We start from the raw sequence: 19541 nt of genomic DNA, 5'->3' as shown, positions 1-19541 counted from the left end.
GGATGACGGAAAGAATCATGAGCGAGAAATTTTTGCCTTTTGCCCTGCCGGAAATCGGTGAGGAAGAGATCAATGAAGTGGTGGATGCGCTGCGTTCGGGCTGGGTGACGACCGGGCCGAAGACCAGGCAGTTCGAGGCGGATTTTGCGGCCTTCATCGGCGAGGATGTGGAGGCGATTGCCGTGAACTCGGCGACGTCCGGCCTGCATCTGGCGCTGGAAGCGGTGGGGGTCGGTCCGGGCGACGAGGTGATCGTGCCGACTTATACCTTTACCACGACGGCGGAAGTGGTGCGCTATCTGGGCGCGCATCCGGTGCTGGTGGATGTCGATCCGCAGACGCTGAATATTGATCCGCAGGCCATTCGTCGCGCCATTACCGACAAGACCCGGGCCATCGTGCCGGTGCATTTTGCCGGTCTGGCCTGCGAGATGGACGAGATCATCGCCATTGCCCGCGAGCATGGGCTCAAGGTGGTGGAGGATGCCGCGCATTCTCTGCCGACCAGCTATAAGGGCAAGCTGATTGGCACGCTGGATACGGATGCCACGGTGTTCAGCTTTTATGCCAACAAAACCATGACGACCGGTGAGGGCGGCATGGTGGTTTCGAAGCATCCGGAGCTGATCAAGCGTTGCAAGGTCATGCGCCTGCACGGGATCAGTCGTGATGCCTTTGATCGCTATACCTCGAAGGCGCCGGCCTGGTTCTATGAGGTGATTGAGCCCGGTTTCAAGTACAACATGCCGGATATTTCGGCGGCGATCGGCATTCACCAGCTGAAGAAGCTGCGCCGTTTCCACCTGGCGCGCATGGATATGGCCGAGCGTTACGATATTGAGCTGGCCGAGCTGCCGCTGATTCTGCCGGCCAAGCCGCTGGCCGGTGATGCCCATGCCTGGCATCTGTATCCGGTCCGCCTGAAGCCGGAGGCGGGCATCGAGCGTGGCGAGTTCATCCAGCGCATGGCCGATCTGGGCATCGGTTGCTCGGTGCATTTCATCCCCTTGCATCTGCATCCGGTCTGGCGCGACAGCTACCAGCTGACGCCGGCGCAGTTCCCGAATGCGCAGAAGGCGTATGAGGGTGAGGTGTCCCTGCCGCTGTATACCCGCATGACGGATGAAGATCAGACGCGGGTGATTGCGGCTATTCGCCAGATTCTGGGTGCCTGATGACGTCTGTTGCCGGATGCGGCGCGCCTGGCTCGGATCGGGTCAAGCGCGCTTTTGACTTGCTGGCGGCCGGAACCGGCCTGCTGCTGTTGTCGCCTGTCTTGCTGCTGCTGGCGCTGTGGATCCGGCTGGATTCGCCGGGGCCGGTGTTTTTCCGCCAGGAGCGGGTCGGCCGCTACGGGGTACCGTTCCGTATCCACAAGTTCCGTACCATGCGGGTGGATGCCGAGCGGCATGGCCAGTTGACGGTCGGCGCGGATGGTCGGGTGACCCGTGCCGGACGCCTGTTGCGCAAAACCAAGCTGGACGAGTTGCCGCAATTGATTGATGTGGTGTCTGGGCGCATGAGTCTGGTCGGTCCCCGCCCGGAGGTGCCGCGTTATGTGGCCTGCTATCCGGCGCCTCTGCGCGACAAGGTGCTGGCCTTGCGTCCCGGCATTACGGACTGGGCGTCGATCCGCATGATTGATGAAAACGAGATCCTGGGCGCTGCCGAAGATCCGGAGCGGGCGTATATCGAACAGGTGCTGCCGGAGAAACTGGCCTATTATGCGAGCTACGCCGACACCCATACCTTGCCTGGCGACATTCGCATCATTCTTGCCACCTTGCTGAAGATCGTCTCACGTTGACTGCCATGCTGGAAAAAATGCTTTCGTTTTCGCGCCACAACAAGATGGTGCTGCTGATGTTGATGGATGCCATCCTGCTGCCGCTGGCTTTATGGAGTGCGGTGGTGCTGCGGCTGGGTGGCAGCTGGGATCCGAAGCTGAATCCTTTTCTGTGGATTTTCTTTGTCCCGCCTTTCTGGGTGATTCCGATTTTCATCCATCTCGGCTTGTACCGGGCGGTGCTCAAGTATCTGGACGACAAGATCGTCTATACCGTGTTCAGCGGGGTGACCCTGGCCGTGCTGGTGCTCACGGCGGTGATTGCCCTGTCTGGCATGCATCCGTTTCCGCGTTCCTCGATCATTATTTTCTGGGTGTTCGCCATGGCTTATCTTGGCGGCAGCCGTTTTCTGCTGCGCGGCCTGGTGCGCCGGATCGATGCGGTGGATGCTCCGCGCGAGCATGTCATCATCTATGGTGCCGGCCGGGCGGGTGTGCAGCTGATGCTGGCTTTGCAGGCGGGCCGGGAATACCGGCCGATGGCTTTTGTCGATGACAATCCTTCGTTGTGGCGCCGGACTTTCCGTGGTGTCGCGGTGCATGGTCCGCAGGAGCTGCCGATCCTGATCAAGGAGACGTCGTCCAAGCTGATTTTGCTGGCCTTGCCTTCGGTCAGTCGCTCGCGGCAGCGGGAGATTCTGGAGAGTCTCGAGTCGCTGCGCGTGCCGATCAAGCGGTTGCCGGGGATGGCGGATCTGGTGTCGGGCGAGGTGCGGGTTGAAGAGCTCAAGGAGGTCGATATTGAGGATTTGCTCGGTCGGGAGCCGGTGCCGCCCCGTCGCGAGTTGATGTCGGCCAATATCGAAGATCGGGTGGTGATGGTGACCGGTGCCGGTGGCTCGATCGGCTCGGAGCTGGTGCGGCAGATTGTCCAGTGTCGCCCGCGGTTGCTGGTCTTGTTCGAGCTGTCGGAATACAACCTGTATGCGATTGACCACGAGCTGTCGGTCATGGCGCCGAACTGTCCGCGTGTGGCCTTGCTGGGGTCGGTCGGTGATGCCGCGCGCATGCGCCAGGTGATGCAGGCTTTCCAGGTCGAGACGGTCTATCATGCGGCGGCCTACAAGCATGTGCCGATGGTCGAGCACAATCCGGTCTCCGGCATTCTCAACAATGCCTTCGGGACCGACACGGCCGCCCAGGCCGCGGAAGATTGCGGGGTCGATACCTTTGTGCTGATCTCCACGGACAAGGCGGTGCGTCCGACCAATGTCATGGGGGCGACCAAACGCCTGGCCGAGCTGGTGTTGCAGGCTCGTCATGCGCGTGGCAGCCGCACTCGTTTTGTCATGGTGCGTTTCGGTAATGTTCTCGGTTCGTCCGGTTCGGTGGTGCCCTTGTTCAAGCGTCAGATCAAGCAGGGTGGGCCGGTGACGGTGACGCATCCCGACATCACGCGCTATTTCATGACCATTCCCGAAGCGGCGCAGCTGGTGATTCAGGCCGGGGCCATGGGCCAGGGGGGGGATGTGTTCGTGCTGGATATGGGGCAACCGGTGCGGATTGCCGATCTGGCGCGCCGCATGATCCATTTGTCCGGGCTGGAGGTGAAGGATGCCAACCGGCCGCATGGTGATATCGAGATCCGTTTCAGTGGCCTGCGTCCGGGGGAGAAGCTCTATGAAGAGCTGCTGATCGGCGACAATGTGCTGGATACCGAGCATGAGCGCATCATGCGGGCGCAGGAGTCGCTGATTGCCGAGCCGGTGTTGCGTGCCTTGCTGGATCGCCTGCAGGCAGCTTGCCACGAACTGGATGCTGTTTCGGCTTTCGAGCTGATGAAGTCGGTGGTGCAGGAATTCAATGCCGCGCCCAGTACGCAGGACTGGGTGGTCAAGGCCACCCGCGAGTGAGCCTGATGTAACGCGGGCTTGTATCTCCCGCTGGTCGGACTAAACTCCCATTGTGCAGTGCACAATGGGAGTTTGTCATGATGGATCCCCCCGTGCCGGTGAGTGTCTGGCCCGCGCTGGTCTCGCTTCATGTCAGTCACTGGCGTTGCCAGCAGGTTTTCTGCCGTTCCCAATTTTTCTTTGGCGCCACCACGCTGTCCGGCGCTGCTCCGCTGTCTGACAAGTGTCGGCGGTTGCAGCGGCGCTGGCTGGCGGACTGGCTGGCGCTGTTGCATGGCCTGGTCGATGCGCAGGAGCCTGTGCTTGCGCATTGCATTCGATCCGACTCGGTTTGGCAGCCTTATCTGGTGGCCTGGAGTGAGAATCACCGGCTTGGGAAGGATTGTCTGGTGCGTGTCGGGCAGCAATGTTTGACGGAAGGCCTGACCGGATGTGCCGCCAATGCGCCCATACCGTTATAATAACGTGTTAATTGGCACAATGAGTCGAGCATGCATTATTGGTGGTTGGTGCTCAAAGGTGTGCTGCTGGCCTTTTTCCTGGTGCTGGTCGGAATGGGGGCGGTCGCATGGAGCATCGTGAGTTATGGAGAGCCCCCGGATTATCCGGCCAGGGCTGACGCCGCTTTGGTGCTCGGCGCCGCGGCCTGGGGCGACAAACCTTCCCCGGTGTTTCGCGAGCGGATTCGCCACGCCGTTGAACTGTATAAGGCCGGTCAGGTGCACTGGATCGTGTTTACCGGCGGAACTCCGGTGCCGGGCTATCCGTCCGAGGCGGATGTCGGCCGGGACTATGCGCTGAAGGCCGGTGTGCCGATGACGGTCATGCTGGCCGAGCCGGATTCGCGCACGACCTGGGAAAATCTGCAAAATGCCAAGAAGCTGGCGGAGCCGTTTGGTATTCATACCTATCTGCTGGTCAGTGATCCCTGGCACATGCGTCGCGCGGTTCTGATGGCGCGTGATCTCGGGCTGGCGGCGTCGCCCTCGCCGACGCGTTCAACCCGTTTCCGCACGCTGTCTGCGCGGATTGCCTTCTTGTCGCGGGAAACCTGGCTGTACGTCGGATACCGTATTTTCCGTACGGTGTCGTGATGTTTCGGGCAAGAAAAAAGCCGCTAAAAGCGGCTTTTTTCTGTTATTGGCGCTCAGGCTTCGTGCCAGATGTCGAACAGACCGCTGGCCTGCAGGTCCTTGACTTCCGGGCGGGCCTTGAGCCAGTCCAGCAGCCCGGTTCGAATCGCCTCGGTGACCAGATTGCCGGCGACCGGAAAGACGACCCCTTCCATGGCGCCGCGGGCATCAAACTGACCACCAAAGCTGACGCCATGGCGGTCCACTTCGCCCAGCCAGGCATCCAGCAGGGCATCCTGCGCGGCCACCTCCAGTCCGGCATCAATCGAAGCCTTCAGGCTGAAGCCCAGTTCGCGGAATTCGCCGACGCGCAGTTTTTTGCGCAGGCGCGGGCTCATGCGTTTTACATGGCTGGCCAGTGCGGGGTTACGTGCCGTTCGCATTGTTGACTCCTAATCGATATTGTTGCGCCGAATCATACCAGTGATCGGTGGCGCCGGGGGCTTGGCAGCGCCTTACAGTCCGAGCTCATCCCACATCGCATCGACGCGTTGTTTGACGGTCGGGTCCATGACGATGGGGGTGCCCCATTCGCGGCTGGTTTCTCCCGGCATCTTGTTGGTGGCATCCAGTCCCATTTTGCCGCCCAGTCCGGAGATCGGGCTGGCAAAGTCGAGGTAGTCGATCGGGGTGTTTTCTACCAGCATGGTGTCGCGCACCGGATCCATGCGGGTGGTAATGGCCCAGATGACTTCTTTCCAGTCGCGGGTGTTGACGTCGTCGTCCACCACGACGATGAACTTGGTGTACATGAACTGACGCAGGAAGCTCCAGCAGCCCATCATCACCCGCCGCGCATGGCCGGGGTATTGTTTCTTGATGCTCACCACGGCCATGCGGTAGCTGCAGCCTTCGGGCGGCAGATAGAAGTCGACAATTTCGGGAAACTGCTTCTGCAGGATGGGGACGAAGACTTCATTCAGCGCCACGCCCAGAACGGCCGGCTCATCCGGTGGTTTGCCGGTGTAGGTGCTGTGGTAGATGGGGTTTTCCCGCATGGTGATGCGGTCGATGGTAAAGACCGGGAACTGGTCTTGTTCGTTGTAATAGCCGGTATGGTCGCCATAGGGGCCTTCCAGCGCCATGTCATCGGGATGAATGTGGCCTTCCAGCACGATTTCGGCCCGGGCCGGGACGCGCAGCTCGGAACCGATGCAGCGCGTCAGCTCGGTGCGGCTGCCGCGTAGCAGACCGGCGAACTGATACTCCGACAAGGTGTCGGGAACCGGGGTGACGGCGCCGAGAATGGTCGCGGGATCACAGCCGAGTACCACGGCGACCGGGAAGGGTTGGTCGGGGTTGGTCTGGCGGAACTCGCGGTAGTCCAGTGCCCCGCCGCGGTGGGCGAGCCAGCGCATGATGACGCGGTTCTTACCGATGACTTGCTGGCGGTAAATGCCGAGATTCTGGCGCTTTTTGTTTGGACCCTGGGTGACGGTCAGCCCCCAGGTGATCAGCGGTGCGACGTCGCCGGGCCAGCAATGCTGAATGGGTAGTCTGGACAGGTCGACCTGGTCGCCTTCCCAGACAATCTGCTGGCAGGGGGCTTTGCTGATTTCTTTCGGCGCCATGCTCAGGACCTGTTTGAGCATAGGCAGCTTGTCCCAGGCGTCGCGCCAGCCGCGTGGCGGTTCCGGTTCTTTCAGATAGGCGAGTAGCTGCCCGATCTCGCGCAAGGCGCTGACATGGCTGGCCCCCATGCCCATGGCGACGCGCTCTGGTGTTCCGAACAAATTGGCCAGTACGGGGAATTCATATTGCTGATCCCCTGCCTGGGGGCGTTCGAACAGGAGTGCCGGTCCGGCGGATTTGAGGACTCTGTCGCCAATCTCGGTCATCTCGAGGTGCGGTGACACTGGCCGACTGATGCGGCGTAATTCCCCTTGTTGTTCGAGTTGTGCAACAAAATCACGTAGATCGGTGTATTTCATGACGCTCTCATGATCTAGAACAAAGTCTTCTGTTATGACGTTCACTACATTTTGTCATGAACGCTACGCGGCCCGTTATGGTGCAAATCAATTCAATATGCGTGGCGGGGTATCCAATTATTGTATTCCAGGAGAAATCATAAAATGAGAAAGATCGCTTTTGTTGCCGTGGCCGGCCTGCTCTCTGCTTCCGCTTTTGCTGACCAAGGCGATATTCTGGCTCGCTTCCGCGTGATTGATGTTAGCCCGCAAACCTCCAGCACTGGTTATTTGTCTGCCAATAGTGCCAAGGTAAAGAACGACGTTGTGCCCGAGCTGGATTTCACTTATATGATCACCAATAACATTGGTGCTGAGCTGATCCTGGGGACTTCCCGCCATGAGGTAGATCTCAATGGGTCGAGCATCGGCAAGGTCAGCGTCCTGCCGCCGACCCTGACGCTGCAATATCATTTCAATCCGCAAGGTACGATTCGCCCGTATGTCGGTGCCGGTGTGAACTATACCCGTTTCTACGATAACGGCCTGAATGCCGGCATTAACGTCAAGCAAAATAGCTGGGGCGGTGCGCTGCAAGTGGGTACTGACATTGCCATCAACAAAGACTGGTTCGTCAACCTGGATGTCAAGAAGCTCTACATCAAGACCGATGTGGACCTGAACGGCACCCCGCTGGGTACGCTGACCATCAACCCGTGGGTCTACGGTGTGGGTATCGGTACCAAGTTCTGATCGGACGTCGTCAGAAAAAAGCGCACCCAGGTGCGCTTTTTTTACGCCTGCAGCCAGGTCAGACGCGGCAGGTCGCGTATCGAGCTGATGCGATAGTCGACATAGACGGGGCGGCGCGGGGTGGGGGTGATCCAGACCGTGCGCATGCCGAGTGATTTGGCCGTGAGCAGATTGGGCAAGCTGTCTTCCACCATGATGCAGGTCGCCGGGTTGAGCCGCTCGCGTGCGCAGACGGTGATGAAGGGGCGGGCATGGGGCTTGGGCAGATAGCCGACGCGTTCGACACCATAGAGGGCGTCGAACAGGCGATCGATGCCCATGCGGCGGGTGACTTGCTCGACATAGGTCTGTGGGCCATTGGAGAGCAGGATTTTGCGTCCGGGCAGTGCGGCCAGCAAGGTGCCGACGTGGGCATCCCATTTCATCAGCGGCAGCAGGGCTGCGACGGGATGGGTTTCGCGCAGGAAGAGATCCGGGTCGATGCCGTGGTGTCGGTGCATGCCGCGCATGGTGGCGCCATAGCGGGTGTAATAGCGGTGGCGCAGCGCATGGGCGGCTGCTTCATCAAGGCCGAGCTGGCGCATGATGTAATCGGTCATGCTGCGGTTGATCCAGGGGAAAATGCCGTGGTCGGCGTTGTGCAGGGTATTGTCGAGGTCGAAAATCCAGGTGGGGTGCAAACTGTTGCTCCGATATAAGGTTCTGATAGAGGGTAGCGGCAAGACGACGCTTTCGACAAGGATGTTCCCTGCGGGGGTTAAGGTTTTTCTGAAAATGGGGGTTGACGCCGGATTTTTCCGTCTGTATAGTTCGCCTTCTCCGCTGCAGCAACAACGCAGCACTGCTCTTTAACAAAACGAACAACCGATAGGTGTGAGTGCCGGGAGAGACCGACACTTGCACTGCAAGAGACAGAAAAAAAACCTTACGGGGTTCTTTTGAAGTCCTTGCGTGCCAGATAGTACGAAAAGCATAGAGATTGAACTGAAGAGTTTGATCCTGGCTCAGATTGAACGCTGGCGGCATGCTTTACACATGCAAGTCGAACGGCAGCACGGGAGCTTGCTCCTGGTGGCGAGTGGCGAACGGGTGAGTAATGCGTCGGAACGTGCCGAGTAATGGGGGATAACGCAGCGAAAGTTGTGCTAATACCGCATACGCTCTGAGGAGGAAAGCGGGGGACCTTTGGGCCTCGCGTTATTCGAGCGGCCGACGTCTGATTAGCTAGTTGGTGGGGTAAAGGCCCACCAAGGCGACGATCAGTAGCGGGTCTGAGAGGATGATCCGCCACACTGGGACTGAGACACGGCCCAGACTCCTACGGGAGGCAGCAGTGGGGAATTTTGGACAATGGGGGCAACCCTGATCCAGCCATGCCGCGTGTCTGAAGAAGGCCTTCGGGTTGTAAAGGACTTTTGTCAGGGAGCAAATCCTGCTTGTGAATAATGAGCGGGGATGAGAGTACCTGAAGAATAAGCACCGGCTAACTACGTGCCAGCAGCCGCGGTAATACGTAGGGTGCAAGCGTTAATCGGAATTACTGGGCGTAAAGCGTGCGCAGGCGGTTTTGCAAGTCTGATGTGAAAGCCCCGGGCTTAACCTGGGAACGGCATTGGAGACTGCAAGGCTAGAGTGCGTCAGAGGGGGGTAGAATTCCACGTGTAGCAGTGAAATGCGTAGAGATGTGGAGGAATACCGATGGCGAAGGCAGCCCCCTGGGATGACACTGACGCTCATGCACGAAAGCGTGGGGAGCAAACAGGATTAGATACCCTGGTAGTCCACGCCCTAAACGATGTCAACTAGCTGTTGGGGGTTTGAATCCTTGGTAGCGTAGCTAACGCGAGAAGTTGACCGCCTGGGGAGTACGGCCGCAAGGTTAAAACTCAAAGGAATTGACGGGGACCCGCACAAGCGGTGGATGATGTGGATTAATTCGATGCAACGCGAAAAACCTTACCTGCTCTTGACATGTACCGAAGCCCGAAGAGATTTGGGTGTGCCCGAAAGGGAGCGGTAACACAGGTGCTGCATGGCTGTCGTCAGCTCGTGTCGTGAGATGTTGGGTTAAGTCCCGCAACGAGCGCAACCCTTGTCATTAGTTGCCATCATTAAGTTGGGCACTCTAATGAGACTGCCGGTGACAAACCGGAGGAAGGTGGGGATGACGTCAAGTCCTCATGGCCCTTATGAGCAGGGCTTCACACGTCATACAATGGTCGGTACAGAGGGTCGCGAAGCCGCGAGGTGGAGCCAATCTCAAAAAACCGATCGTAGTCCGGATCGCACTCTGCAACTCGAGTGCGTGAAGTCGGAATCGCTAGTAATCGCAGATCAGCATGCTGCGGTGAATACGTTCCCGGGTCTTGTACACACCGCCCGTCACACCATGGGAGTGGGGGATACCAGAAGTGGGTAGGCTAACCGCAAGGAGGCCGCTTACCACGGTATGCTTCATGACTGGGGTGAAGTCGTAACAAGGTAGCCGTAGGGGAACCTGCGGCTGGATCACCTCCTTTCTAGAGAAAGTCGATCCTGGTACTCACAGCCTATCGGTTGTTCAAAGCGCAAAGTCGCATGCAATGACTATCTGGGGGTTTGTAGCTCAGCCGGTTAGAGCACCGTCTTGATAAGGCGGGGGTCGTTGGTTCGAGTCCAACCAGACCCACCAATCCTGCATGTGACCGTTCAAATGGGGGCATAGCTCAGTTGGGAGAGCGCCAGCTTTGCAAGCTGGATGTCGTCGGTTCGATCCCGTCTGCCTCCACCACCCCACTCTTAATGACAATCAGAAGGCTTTCAAGCAGAGCCTTGTGATTGGCGTTAATTGTTTAGCGCATTGATCTTTAACAAACTGAAGAAGCCGAATACAAAATTGATTCTGAGCCAGGATGGTTTCATCCTCGTTTGGATTCAACTTTGGGTAATTGTATGTATCGACGTTTTGCCGGTAGAGGTATCGGCAAAGCGAGTGCGCAAGGCCCTTGAAATGATAGGGTCAAGCGAGTAAGTGCATCTGGTGGATGCCTTGGCGATCATAGGCGATGAAGGACGTGTAAGCCTGCGAAAAGCGCGGGGGAGCTGGCAATAGAGCTTTGATCCCGCGATGTCCGAATGGGGAAACCCGGCCCTTAGGGGTCACTCCCACCTGAACACATAGGGTGGGTAGAGCGAACGCGGAGAACTGAAACATCTAAGTACCCGCAGGAAAAGAAATCAACCGAGATTCCGTGAGTAGTGGTGAGCGAAAATGGAAGAGCCTGTACGTTTTAGCCGTTGAGTTAGTGGAAGAGTCTGGAAAGGCTCGCCGTAGTGGGTGATAGCCCCGTACACGAAAACTGAATGGTGGCACTGAGCGTACGACAAGTAGGGCGGGACACGAGAAATCCTGTCTGAAGATGGGGGGACCATCCTCCAAGGCTAAATACTCATGATCGACCGATAGTGAACCAGTACCGTGAGGGAAAGGCGAAAAGAACCCCGGGAGGGGAGTGAAATAGAACCTGAAACCGGATGCATACAAACAGTGGGAGCCTCGCAAGGGGTGACTGCGTACCTTTTGTATAATGGGTCAGCGACTTACGTTCAGTAGCGAGCTTAACCGAATAGGGGAGGCGTAGCGAAAGCGAGTCCGAATAGGGCGCTTCAGTTGCTGGGCGTAGACCCGAAACCGAGTGATCTATCCATGGCCAGGATGAAGGTGCGGTAACACGCACTGGAGGTCCGAACCCACTAATGTTGCAAAATTAGGGGATGAGCTGTGGATAGGGGTGAAAGGCTAAACAAACTCGGAGATAGCTGGTTCTCCCCGAAAACTATTTAGGTAGTGCCTCATGTATCACTTCCGGGGGTAAAGCACTGTTATGGCTAGGGGGTCATTGCGACTTACCAACCCATGGCAAACTCTGAATACCGGAAAGTGCAAGCATGGGAGACAGACGGTGGGTGCTAACGTCCATCGTCAAGAGGGAAACAACCCAGACCGCCAGCTAAGGTCCCAAATGATCAGTTAAGTGGTAAACGAAGTGGGAAGGCCCAGACAGCCAGGATGTTGGCTTAGAAGCAGCCATCATTTAAAGAAAGCGTAATAGCTCACTGGTCGAGTCGTCCTGCGCGGAAGATGTAACGGGGCTCAAACTGATAACCGAAGCTGCGGATTTGCACGCGAGTGCAAGTGGTAGGGGAGCGTTCTGTAGGTCTGTGAAGGTGTGTCGAAAGGCATGCTGGAGATATCAGAAGTGCGAATGCTGACATGAGTAGCGATAAAGCGGGTGAAAAGCCCGCTCACCGAAAGCCCAAGGTTTCCTACGCAACGTTCATCGGCGTAGGGTGAGTCGGCCCCTAAGGCGAGGCAGAAATGCGTAGTCGATGGGAAACTGGTTAACATTCCAGTACTTTCATACAGTGCGATGGGGGGACGGAGAAGGTTAGGTCAGCCAACTGTTGGAATAGTTGGTTCAAGCTGGTAGGCGGGACACGCAGGCAAATCCACGTGTTCGTTAACGCCGAGAAGTGATAACGAGGGTCTACGGACCTGAAGTGACTGATACCCTGCTTCCAGGAAAAGCCTCTAAGCTTCAGCTGTATGAGAACCGTACCGCAAACCGACACAGGTGGGCAGGAAGAAAATTCTAAGGTGCTTGAGAGAACTCAGGAGAAGGAACTCGGCAAATTGATACCGTAACTTCGGGAGAAGGTATGCCTCTTAGGGTGTAGGACTTCGCGTCCGAAGCTTTGAGAGGTCGCAGAGAATCGGTGGCTGCGACTGTTTATCAAAAACACAGCACTGTGCCAACACGAAAGTGGACGTATACGGTGTGACGCCTGCCCGGTGCCGGAAGGTTAAGTGATGGGGTGCAAGCTCTTGATCGAAGCCCCGGTAAACGGCGGCCGTAACTATAACGGTCCTAAGGTAGCGAAATTCCTTGTCGGGTAAGTTCCGACCCGCACGAATGGCGTAACGATGGCCACACTGTCTCCTCCTGAGACTCAGCGAAGTTGAAATGTTTGTGAAGATGCAATCTACCCGCTGCTAGACGGAAAGACCCCGTGAACCTTTACTGTAGCTTTGCATGGGACTTTGAACAGACTTGTGTAGGATAGGTGGGAGGCTATGAAGCGTGAACGCTAGTTTGCGTGGAGCCGTCCTTGAAATACCACCCTGGTGTGTTTGAGGTTCTAACCTAGGTCCGTGATCCGGATCGGGGACAGTGCATGGTAGGCAGTTTGACTGGGGCGGTCTCCTCCCAAAGTGTAACGGAGGAGTTCGAAGGTCACCTAGGTACGGTCGGAAATCGTGCTGATAGTGCAATGGCAAAAGGTGGCTTAACTGCGAGACCGACAAGTCGAGCAGGTGCGAAAGCAGGACATAGTGATCCGGTGGTTCTGAATGGAAGGGCCATCGCTCAACGGATAAAAGGTACTCCGGGGATAACAGGCTGATTCCGCCCAAGAGTTCACATCGACGGCGGAGTTTGGCACCTCGATGTCGGCTCATCACATCCTGGGGCTGTAGCCGGTCCCAAGGGTATGGCTGTTCGCCATTTAAAGTGGTACGCGAGCTGGGTTCAAAACGTCGTGAGACAGTTTGGTCCCTATCTGCAGTGGGCGTTGGAAGTTTGACGGGGGCTGCTCCTAGTACGAGAGGACCGGAGTGGACGAACCTCTGGTGTACCGGTTGTCACGCCAGTGGCATCGCCGGGTAGCTAAGTTCGGAAGAGATAACCGCTGAAAGCATCTAAGCGGGAAACTCGCCTGAAGATGAGACTTCCCTGAGGGCTAGACCCTCCTGAAGAGTCGTTCGAGACCAGGACGTTGATAGGTCGGGTGTGGAAGCGCTGTGAGGCGTGAAGCTAACCGATACTAATGGCTCGTGAGGCTTGATCCTATCATTTGATGGGCTTTGTGCCCGATACATACGAATTCAAACCAAACGGCTTCTGCAGTTTGTAGACAGTTTATGTCTGGCGGCCATAGCGAGGTGGTCCCACGCCTTCCCATCCCGAACAGGACCGTGAAACGCCTTAGCGCCGATGATAGTGCGGCATTCGCCGTGTGAAAGTAGGACACTGCCAGACTCCCCATGCAAAGCCCAGACCTTCAGGTCTGGGCTTTTTGCTTTGTGGCCGTACCAGGACACGTGCCCGGCTATGCCGTGATCAACGAGGCCGATTTCAGGCTACAATTCACCGTTAGCCAGTATTGAATGTGATGGAATGATGAAGCCGCACCCCCGCAATGCCCGTATCAAGGGTTCGGCCTTGCGCCCGAACCGCTTCATTTTCGGTGATGCCATGGATGAGCAGGGCCTGGAGCCTTGCGAATATGTGGTTCATACCGAGTCGCCTGCTTTTGTCTGCCGTCTGGTCGGCTATGATGTCACGCCGTTTGATGGTCGTGATCAGGATGTCTTCGCCAGCGCCTTGCTGTTTGATGAGGGCGACAATGCCACGATTTATGTCTGCAATCCGGGTTTTCGTCTGTTCGATTTCAATTTTCATGACACCACGCCGACGGCCGCAGAGCTGCATGCCATTTGTGATGAGGCCATGAAGATCTATCTGCAGCTGCAGGAACATCGCGAGCGTGAGGCGACCATGCCGGCGCGCGAGATGCGTGCCTATCCGATCAAGCCTTTATTGCCTGCCGCGCGTTCGGCTGCGGTCAAGGCTTTGCAGGCCATGGCGCTGGAGGCCTGCGAACGGCCGATGAGCAAGCTGCAATTGAGTGGCCTGGTGCAGCAGACCCTGGCGCAGGATGATCAGGCGGTCATGACCGAAGCGCAGCTCGGCTTGCTGACGCAGCCGCAGGCGCGTGATTTATTGCTGGCGACGGCGCGTGACTGTATCGCCTTCCCCGAGGTGGTGCGCAAGGATGGCTCTATTCTGTCGTTCGAGCTGTGGGCATTGCCTTTTGCTTTTTCCCGCGCGCAGGGTGGGGCGTGGTGGCATTTCCCCATGATGGAGCGGGTGGAGCCGGTTCTGGCCGATGCGCTCGGGCTGCCGGAAAAGAAAATCCTGTGGATGTCGCCGACCTGTTTCACCGTCGAGATGCTCAATGAGCGCAGCTGCCAGGATCTGGTGCATCTGGCGCCGGTGATGGATCTGGGGTGTGACTATGCGCCAGTGAATCCGGAGGATGCGCGTGCGACTTACGAAGCCGCTCGCCAGACGCAGGATCCGCGACTGATGCTGGCGTTTATTCCCTTCCTGGTGGAGCGTGGTGCGCTGCCGCCAGATCAGGCTCGTCGCCATGCACGCAAGGCGCTGGATGCGGTGATGCCGCTGGTGCAGGAGGCGATCGGTCGGGAAATGGAGTATGGCGAAGCCGAGTTGTTTGCGCCCATGCCCTGGTGGGAGGCTTTGGCCAGCGGGATTGGCAGTGTCAATCGCAAGCGGCTGGGGCTGACGCTGGCCCTGTGTGGCGCGCAATTGGGTGGGCTGAAGGCGCTGCATGCGGAAGCCGAGTATCAGCCGGAGCATCTGTCTTATGAGGTGTTGCTGCGCGAGAGCGGACGTGAAGAGGTGGTTGCGCGTCTGCCCTGGCTGCTGGTGCCGGATGTGGCGCCGGACCGCAGTCGCGCCCTGGATGATCTGACTTATTGCTTGCGCGAGGCCGGTGTGCCGCTGGCCGAGCGTATCTCGCGGCTGCACTGAGCGCGTGGTCCAAAGAAGAAAAGCCGGCTTGCGCCGGCTTTTTTGTCTTTAGCGGTCAATGCCGCCGAGACACAGGTATTTGATTTCCAGATAATCCTCGATGCCGTATTTCGACCCCTCTCGGCCCAGTCCGGACTGTTTGACGCCGCCAAACGGTGCGGTTTCGTTGGAGAGGATGCCGGTGTTGACGGCGACCATGCCATACTCGAGTCCTTCGCCGACACGGAAGATGCGGCCCAGATCTCGCGAGTAGAAGTAGCTGGCCAGCCCGAACTCCGTATCATTGGCCAGTTGGATGGCTTCTTCCTCGGTCTTGAAGCGGAAGATCGGTGCCAGCGGTCCGAAGGTTTCTTCGCGCGCCACCTTCATTTCGCTTGTCACGCCGGTCACCACGGTCGGCTCGAAGAAGTTGCCTCCCAGTGCATGGCGTTTGCCGCCCAGCACCAGACGTCCGCCCTTGCCGAGGGCATCGGCGACATGCTCTTCCACTTTGCTGATCGCCTTGTCGTCGATCAGCGGTCCCTGGTTCACGCCTGCCTCCAGGCCATTGCCGACATTCAGCTTGGCGACGGCGGCGACAAACTTCTCGACGAAGGCATCGTGTACAGCATCCTGCACGTAGATGCGGTTGGCGCAAACGCAGGTCTGGCCGGCATTGCGGTATTTGGAAATCATGGCCCCTTCGACTGCCGCATCCAGGTCGGCATCATCGAAGACGATGAAGGGCGCATTGCCGCCCAATTCCATCGAGACTTTCTTGACGGTTTCTGCGCACTGGGCAATCAACTTGCGGCCCACTTCCGTCGAGCCGGTGAAGCTGAATTTGCGCACCGCGTCGGCACCGGTCAGCACGCCGCCGATTTCGCTCGATCCGCCGGTCAGTACCGAGAAGACGCCGGCCGGGATACCGGCGCGTTCGGCCAGGACGGCGATGGCCAGGGCGGACAGCGGGGTCTGGCTGGCCGGGCGGACCACCATCGGGCAGCCGGCGGCGAGTGCCGGTGCTGCCTTGCGGGTGATCATGGCATTGGGGAAGTTCCACGGTGTGATGGCCGCGGTGACGCCGATCGGTTCCTTGAGTACCAGGATGCGTTTGTCGCCCTGGCTGGTCGGAATGGTGTCGCCATAGACGCGCTTGGCTTCTTCGGCATACCACTCGATATAGGAGGCGCCATAGGCGATCTCGCCTTTGGCTTCTGCCAGCGGTTTGCCCTGCTCGGCGGTCAGGATGGTGGCCAGGTCTTCCTGGTTGGCCATCATCAGGTCATACCAGCGGCGCAGGATGGCCGCGCGTTCTTTGGCGGTCTTTTTCTTCCACAGCGGGAAAGCTTTTTCTGCCGCCGCAACGGCGCGTTCCGCTTCGCTTTTGCCCATTTTCGGCACCGTGGCGAGGCGTTCGCCGGTTGCCGGATTGGTCACTTCGATGGTGGCGCCGTTATCGGCATCCTGCCATTCGCCATTGATATAGCACTGCTGGCGCAGCAGGCTCGGATCTTTCAGATTCAGCATGCGATGACTCCCTGTCAGGCCTTGAGTGCTTGTTCGAGAATGCCGAGTGCTTCATTGAAGACGGTGTCTTCAATGGTCAGCGGGAACAGGAAGCGCACCACGTTGGCATAAGTCCCGCAGGTCAGCAGGATCAGGCCGCGCTTCAGCGCTTCGGCCTGTACCTTCTTGGTGAAGTCGACATCGGCCTCGTGGGTGCCCGGTTTCATGAACTCGACCGCTACCATGCCTCCCAGGCCGCGCACGTCGGCAATCTGCGGTACCGCCTGTTTCAGGCTGCGCAGCTTTTCCTGCAGCAGGGCGCCCAGCTGGGCCGAACGTGCCACCAGGTTTTCTTCTTCGATGACTTCCAGGACGGCTTCGGCTGCGGCCAGGGCCAGCGGGTTGCCGGCATAGGTACCGCCCAGGCCGCCAGGTGCCGGTGCATCCATCAGTTCGGCGCGACCGACCACGGCCGCCAGCGGGAATCCGCCGGCCAGGCTCTTGGCCAGGGTGGTCAGGTCGGCGCTGACGCCGTAATGTTCCATGGCAAACAGCTTGCCGGTGCGGGCAAAGCCTGCCTGGACTTCATCGGCAATCAGCAGGATGCCGTGCTGGTCACAGAGGCTGCGCAGGCGTTGTACGAATTCGGCCGGTGCCGGGTAGAACCCCCCCTCGCCCTGAACCGGTTCGAAGATGATGGCGGCCACGCGGGCCGGATCGACGTCGTACTTGAACAGTTTCTCAACGCCGGCCAGGGCATCATCCACGCTGACGCCATGCAGGGCGTTCGGATAGGGGGCGTGATAGATGTCGGACGGGAACGGGCCAAAGCCGACCTTGTAGGGAACGACCTTGCCGGTCAATGCCATGCCCAGCAGGGTGCGGCCATGGAAGGCGCCACCGAAGGCAATCACGGCCGGACGGCCGGTCGCGGCTCGGGCGATCTTGACGGCGTTTTCAACGGCTTCGGCACCGGTGGTGAAGAAGGCGGTTTTCTTGGCGCCGGCACCCGGTGCGCGCTGATTGATTTTTTCTGCCAGCGAGATATAGGACTCGTAGGGCACCACCTGATAGCAGGTGTGGCTGAACTGTTGCAGCTGCTTGCTGACGGCAGCCTGCACCTTGGGATGCAGATGGCCGGTGTTCAGTACGCCGATACCGCCGGCGAAGTCGATGTAGCGCTTGCCTTCCGTGGTCCACAGTTCGGCATTTTTGGCATGATCGATAAAGAAATCGCACATGACCCCGACTCCGCGCGGGGTAGCCTGCGCCTTGCGCTTCAGCAAATCCGACATCTGGTTCTCCTCTGTAGGCAGTGCCCTGTAATGGATTATCTGATTCTAATAACCCGTTTAGCAAAAAGCTACAGAGGGATGAATAAATTAAACACGTGTTGCGCGCCAAGCACATGCTGCATGGCAGCAGCATGATCAGCGGGCGCTGTGTTGCAGTGCCTGGTTGACGTCGGCCAGCATGGTTTCATCCAGTGTACCGGCGGCTTGCGCCAGCTGCAGGCGGGCATTCAGATAGCGATAGCGGGCGCTGGCCAGGTCTTTCAGGACTGTGCTGTAGTCTTGCTGGGCCTTGAGCAGGTCGAGATTGGTGCGGATCCCCACTTCGCGGCCCAGCTGGGTCGAGTCGAGCTTGCTTTTGGTTGAGCGCAGGCGTTGCTGCTGGGCGCGGATGGCGGCAATGCCGTTGGTGACGCCGAGCCAGGCGCGGCGGACCTCTTCGCGTACCAGCCGGCGGGTGTTTTCCAGCTCGTCGCGGGCGCTGTCGCGCAGGGCGACCGCTTCGCTGACCTGGGCGCGGATGCCGCCGCCCGAATACAGCGGCACGGTGATATTGATGCCGATCGTGCTGCTGCGGGTGCGGGCCTGACCGCCGAGGGTGCTGGCCGGGTCGTTGGTGATGTTGTCCTGGTAGCCGGCGGTCAGCTGTACCACGGGCAGGTGTCCGGCGCGTTTTTCAGCCAGTGTCTGTTCGGCCAGTTCCAGCGCCTGCTGCTTGCTGATGATTTTCGGACTGTTGCGCTGGGCCATGGCCAGCCAGTCCTCCAGACTGTCCGGTTGCGGCCGCTGCAGCGGGAAACTGTCGGCCAGGGGGCGGATTTCTTCCGGCCGCAGTCCGGTCAGGCGTGCCAGGGTATTGCTGTTGAGCTCCAGGTCGCTCTGGGCCTGAATCTCATCGGCGACTGCACCGTCGTAGCCGGCTTGTGCCTCGTTGGTATCGGTAATGGTGGCTGTACCGATGTCGAATTCGGTTTTTGCCTGGGCCAGCTGGCTGGCATAAGCGCGCTTGGCGATTTCGGTGGCGGCCAGATTGTCCTGTGCCTGCAACACGCTGAAGTAGGCCGCCGCGACGTCAACCATCAGTTGCTGGCCGGCGCTGTCGTAGGTGCTCCCGGCCTGGGCCTGATTGATCTGGGCCTTGCGGTAATTGGCCAGTCTGGCGGCGTCGAATAATGGCTGGGTCAGGTTGACGCCGTAGCCGTGGGTGACGCCGCCAGGCTCGCTGCCGCCCGCGGTGGCGGCGTGGATTGGCTTGTTCTGGCTGTAGTTGCCGCTCAGGCTGAGCTGGGGCAGCAACAGGGCTCGGCCCTGGTCGCCCTGTGCCTGGCCGGCGCGCCAGTTGGCGCCTGCCGCCGCATAGCCGCTGTCATATTGACGGGCTGCCTGCCAGGCTTGCAGCAGGTCGAACGCCTGAGCTGTCGCCGCCAGGCTGCCCGACAGCAGGATGGCGGCCAGGATGGGGACGGGTCTGTTCACGGTGCGATCCGGTTCTGTGGCCCGGCTGGCGCAGTTCGCCAGTCAGGCTGGTGGGGGACAAGGCAAGGATTGTACCGCGCAGCGAGCAGATTAGGCATAAGGGCAGCACAAGTGCCGGCAAGCCGGTAAGATGAC

At 58.9% G+C, this 19541-nt stretch carries 13 protein-coding genes, 2 tRNA genes and 3 rRNA genes; 12 read left to right on the top strand and 6 right to left on the bottom strand.

The features are described 5' to 3' along the window. Nucleotides 1–17: 17 nt before the first annotated feature. From AACH39_RS08975 to AACH39_RS08955, 5 genes are all read left to right on the top strand, one after another. Nucleotides 18–1175, top strand: coding sequence for a DegT/DnrJ/EryC1/StrS family aminotransferase (locus AACH39_RS08975; RefSeq protein ID WP_215780753.1), 1158 nt, complete (start codon nucleotides 18–20; stop codon nucleotides 1173–1175). After that, entirely contained in the window at nucleotides 1175–1807 is a 633-nt protein-coding gene (locus tag AACH39_RS08970) for a sugar transferase (RefSeq protein WP_338619661.1), read from the top strand. Before AACH39_RS08975 ends, AACH39_RS08970 begins: the two co-directional genes overlap by 1 nt. 17 nt (nucleotides 1808–1824) lie before the next feature. Beyond that, nucleotides 1825–3699 (top strand): nucleoside-diphosphate sugar epimerase/dehydratase, encoded by a 1875-nt coding sequence (locus tag AACH39_RS08965; RefSeq protein WP_338619658.1) that lies wholly within the window; start codon nucleotides 1825–1827, stop codon nucleotides 3697–3699. Nucleotides 3700–3776: 77 nt separating this feature from the next. After that, nucleotides 3777–4160 carry a hypothetical protein gene (locus AACH39_RS08960; protein ID WP_215780759.1) on the top strand — a complete coding sequence of 128 codons (384 nt, stop codon included), beginning with the start codon at nucleotides 3777–3779 and terminating at the stop codon, nucleotides 4158–4160. A 30-nt stretch (nucleotides 4161–4190) separates the two neighbouring features. Then, a complete protein-coding gene (locus tag AACH39_RS08955; protein WP_215780760.1) occupies nucleotides 4191–4793 on the top strand; it encodes a YdcF family protein in 603 nt (200 codons plus the stop codon). A 53-nt stretch (nucleotides 4794–4846) separates the two neighbouring features. Here AACH39_RS08955 and AACH39_RS08950 read toward each other — a convergent pair whose 3' ends face one another. Both AACH39_RS08950 and ubiD read right to left on the bottom strand, forming a co-directional pair. Next, entirely contained in the window at nucleotides 4847–5215 is a 369-nt protein-coding gene (locus tag AACH39_RS08950) for a YggL family protein (protein WP_215780761.1), read from the bottom strand. A gap of 72 nt (nucleotides 5216–5287) precedes the next feature. Further along, nucleotides 5288–6763: a 4-hydroxy-3-polyprenylbenzoate decarboxylase gene (gene ubiD, locus AACH39_RS08945; protein ID WP_338619656.1), complete on the bottom strand. Its 1476-nt coding sequence runs from the start codon at nucleotides 6761–6763 to the stop codon at nucleotides 5288–5290. Nucleotides 6764–6907: 144 nt separating this feature from the next. Between ubiD and AACH39_RS08940 the strand changes: the two genes are divergently transcribed. After that, nucleotides 6908–7495: an OmpW family outer membrane protein gene (locus tag AACH39_RS08940; protein WP_215780763.1), complete on the top strand. Its 588-nt coding sequence runs from the start codon at nucleotides 6908–6910 to the stop codon at nucleotides 7493–7495. Between the two features lie 41 nt (nucleotides 7496–7536). Here the strand turns inward: AACH39_RS08940 and AACH39_RS08935 are convergent, their stop codons facing one another. Beyond that, complete coding sequence (locus tag AACH39_RS08935) at nucleotides 7537–8175, bottom strand: pyrimidine 5'-nucleotidase (RefSeq protein WP_215780764.1); 639 nt, start codon at nucleotides 8173–8175, stop codon at nucleotides 7537–7539. Nucleotides 8176–8476: 301 nt separating this feature from the next. On the opposite strand from AACH39_RS08935, the gene AACH39_RS08930 reads away from it, so the two are divergent. The 6 genes from AACH39_RS08930 to AACH39_RS08905 all read left to right on the top strand — a co-directional run bounded on the left by AACH39_RS08930 (nucleotide 8477) and on the right by AACH39_RS08905 (nucleotide 15150). Further along, nucleotides 8477–10014 (top strand): 16S ribosomal RNA (locus AACH39_RS08930). Between the two features lie 75 nt (nucleotides 10015–10089). Continuing rightward, nucleotides 10090–10166 (top strand) — tRNA-Ile (locus tag AACH39_RS08925). Nucleotides 10167–10189: 23 nt separating this feature from the next. After that, a tRNA-Ala gene (locus AACH39_RS08920) sits at nucleotides 10190–10265 on the top strand. A 226-nt stretch (nucleotides 10266–10491) separates the two neighbouring features. Next, nucleotides 10492–13382, top strand: a 23S ribosomal RNA gene (locus tag AACH39_RS08915). Nucleotides 13383–13457: 75 nt separating this feature from the next. Then, nucleotides 13458–13572 (top strand): 5S ribosomal RNA (rrf, locus tag AACH39_RS08910). The 16S, 23S and 5S rRNA genes sit together here with 2 tRNA genes alongside, the layout of an rRNA operon. 138 nt (nucleotides 13573–13710) lie before the next feature. Beyond that, nucleotides 13711–15150: a hypothetical protein gene (locus AACH39_RS08905; protein ID WP_338619655.1), complete on the top strand. Its 1440-nt coding sequence runs from the start codon at nucleotides 13711–13713 to the stop codon at nucleotides 15148–15150. A gap of 48 nt (nucleotides 15151–15198) precedes the next feature. On the opposite strand, the gene gabD is transcribed toward AACH39_RS08905, so the two are convergent. From gabD to AACH39_RS08890, 3 genes are all read right to left on the bottom strand, one after another. Continuing rightward, nucleotides 15199–16659: an NADP-dependent succinate-semialdehyde dehydrogenase gene (gene gabD, locus AACH39_RS08900; RefSeq protein ID WP_338619653.1), complete on the bottom strand. Its 1461-nt coding sequence runs from the start codon at nucleotides 16657–16659 to the stop codon at nucleotides 15199–15201. A gap of 14 nt (nucleotides 16660–16673) precedes the next feature. Next, a complete protein-coding gene (gene gabT / locus AACH39_RS08895; protein ID WP_338619652.1) occupies nucleotides 16674–17933 on the bottom strand; it encodes a 4-aminobutyrate--2-oxoglutarate transaminase in 1260 nt (419 codons plus the stop codon). 135 nt (nucleotides 17934–18068) lie between these two features. Next, nucleotides 18069–19406, bottom strand: a complete 1338-nt coding sequence (locus AACH39_RS08890; protein ID WP_338619650.1) for a TolC family outer membrane protein — start codon at nucleotides 19404–19406, stop codon at nucleotides 18069–18071. Nucleotides 19407–19541: the final 135 nt, after the last annotated feature.

The organism is Paludibacterium flexuosum (assembly GCF_037076605.1).
In the GTDB taxonomy this organism is placed as follows: Bacteria; Pseudomonadota; Gammaproteobacteria; order Burkholderiales; family Chromobacteriaceae; genus Paludibacterium.
This window is presented reverse-complemented; position numbering and strand designations above follow the sequence as displayed.

Coding starts and splice junctions, on each gene's coding strand:
- gabT (WP_338619652.1), bottom strand. CDS start 17,933: ATGTCGGATTTGCTGAAGCGCAAGGCGCAGGCTACCCCGCGCGGAGTC.
- AACH39_RS08970 (WP_338619661.1), top strand. CDS start 1,175: ATGACGTCTGTTGCCGGATGCGGCGCGCCTGGCTCGGATCGGGTCAAG.
- AACH39_RS08950 (WP_215780761.1), bottom strand. CDS start 5,215: ATGCGAACGGCACGTAACCCCGCACTGGCCAGCCATGTAAAACGCATG.
- AACH39_RS08965 (WP_338619658.1), top strand. CDS start 1,825: ATGCTTTCGTTTTCGCGCCACAACAAGATGGTGCTGCTGATGTTGATG.
- AACH39_RS08960 (WP_215780759.1), top strand. CDS start 3,777: ATGATGGATCCCCCCGTGCCGGTGAGTGTCTGGCCCGCGCTGGTCTCG.
- AACH39_RS08975 (WP_215780753.1), top strand. CDS start 18: ATGAGCGAGAAATTTTTGCCTTTTGCCCTGCCGGAAATCGGTGAGGAA.
- gabD (WP_338619653.1), bottom strand. CDS start 16,659: ATGCTGAATCTGAAAGATCCGAGCCTGCTGCGCCAGCAGTGCTATATC.
- AACH39_RS08940 (WP_215780763.1), top strand. CDS start 6,908: ATGAGAAAGATCGCTTTTGTTGCCGTGGCCGGCCTGCTCTCTGCTTCC.
- AACH39_RS08955 (WP_215780760.1), top strand. CDS start 4,191: ATGCATTATTGGTGGTTGGTGCTCAAAGGTGTGCTGCTGGCCTTTTTC.
- ubiD (WP_338619656.1), bottom strand. CDS start 6,763: ATGAAATACACCGATCTACGTGATTTTGTTGCACAACTCGAACAACAA.
- AACH39_RS08905 (WP_338619655.1), top strand. CDS start 13,711: ATGATGAAGCCGCACCCCCGCAATGCCCGTATCAAGGGTTCGGCCTTG.